Raw genomic sequence first — 1,618 nt, 5'->3', positions numbered from 1 at the left:
TGATATGGTTGTTTAGTAAGCCTGAAACCTTAATGGCTGGAGCTATAGGGGTAATGCTAGGTTTATCATTAGGATATGTAGATAAAGATAAGTTGCTTGTTATTTTTACTGCTCTTGGTGCCATAGCTACATTTCTTACATGTATTGCCGCAGTTATGGCTCTGTATGCTTGGTATCATCCACTTAAGCGAACAGAGATAAAAGAGTATCGGCGTCTTTTAGTACAAATTCTATTAATGTTAAGTAACACAACTCTGATAACCGGAGAGAATCCACAAAGTGATGATGAGAAAAAATCAAGGAATGAATTATGGCTTGCAGTACAGTATGCATCAGTATCATGGCGTTTAATTGAAGAGACCAATAGTAATAGCATTCAAATGCATAATGCTTGGGTTTCTTTGTTCAATGATTACATTAATGGTAACGTTGATAAGCATGTAGTTATGCGAGCTATAGATAAAATGCTTGCAGGTTGAATAAGATTGTACCGATATACTTTTATCAGAGTTTATTTTTACAATGGCAGAAATTATATTTTAGCATTTTTTCATTTGATGTTCTCAACAACAAGGAAACGTAACATCAGCTGTAATTGTGGATATATCCAAACATATAGATTTAATGAGATGCGACGCACGGGTGATAAGTCTGTAGATGGCAGTAATACACAAGGCGGTGATGAGCACTGTAATTAGCAGTTTCACGGGTCCTTTCAGAGACTTTAAAAAAGTACGGGTGCGTATACCCGCAAAATGTCGCTATTTATGAGCGTTTTTAAGAGGTTGGTTGTTGTTTAATTGTTTCTCCTATCATTATGAAAAATAAGGGAAATCAGGAATCAATACAACAACCTGAGCCCGTTTTTTGGCAGCCTCAAAGGGTAAAATCAATTTAAAAACAATGAGTTACTGAGTTTGACTTGGTTGTTGTATTGCTTTTCGTTTAGTATAGACTCCATGTAACTAATTGTTTTAATTAATAAAAGTGCCAGTTGGTTGTACAGCGTTTCTGATTTCCCCGCAATGGGAAACCAAAGCATCAAAAAGTGCTTTGGAACAAAATCAACCAGTTAGGGAGGCGCAAGCGCTGCCCAGCTATACAGTCTTCCTGATGACGCAGTATTGCGCGCCCGAAAAGATCAATCACTTAACGCGGGGCTGTCGTGAAGGGGCAAGACTAAATCTAAGCAAGAATCCCTGCTTAGGTCATGCAGGTAAAATGCGGCATCTCTCAAAATCAGGCAAAATTGGAGTATCGGCAAGAGCACTCCGGAGGGATAACACTCCATGACACCAGAGCAGATGACAGCGTTAACCATCGCCGCAATGGAGCATGACGGGCACACTCTCACCCCATCAGATAAACGGGAAATCCAGCGGCAAGCCATCACCAAAGCCAACGCAGCAAGGCGACATGAAGAAATGATGGCATCACCCACCTACCATTGGAAAAAGCCCACAGCGTGGCGCACAGCCCGCCAGCGTTGAGGAGTTCGGAAGGGTCGGATTTGAAATCCGCACCTTTGATACGAATGGTGGCAGACAGAAGCAAAGGGTTGCGTTGCTAAATGAACAGCAGACAACTTTGTTGCTGTCTCTTATACAGTTCTCCGAGC

Annotated in this window: 2 protein-coding genes; both read left to right on the top strand. The window is 41.2% G+C overall.

Annotated features, from left to right (window positions below):
- Positions 1–479: hypothetical protein (locus GOU96_RS17385; protein WP_324702054.1), on the top strand; the 479-nt coding region annotated here is incomplete at its 5' end.
- Between the two features lie 810 nt (positions 480–1,289).
- Positions 1,290–1,490 (top strand): hypothetical protein, encoded by a 201-nt coding sequence (locus tag GOU96_RS17380; protein WP_152108847.1) that lies wholly within the window; start codon positions 1,290–1,292, stop codon positions 1,488–1,490.
- Positions 1,491–1,618 lie beyond the last annotated feature (128 nt).

Source organism: Vibrio sp. R-1 (genome assembly GCF_035615595.1).
GTDB classification, from domain to species: Bacteria; Pseudomonadota; Gammaproteobacteria; order Enterobacterales; family Vibrionaceae; genus Vibrio; species Vibrio cholerae.
The sequence above is the reverse complement of the archived record's forward strand: the minus strand, read 5'-3'. Positions and strand labels throughout refer to the sequence as shown.

What these genes read in the sequence shown, in the direction of transcription:
- GOU96_RS17380 (WP_152108847.1), top strand. Translation starts at nt 1,290, where the DNA reads ATGACACCAGAGCAGATGACAGCGTTAACCATCGCCGCAATGGAGCAT.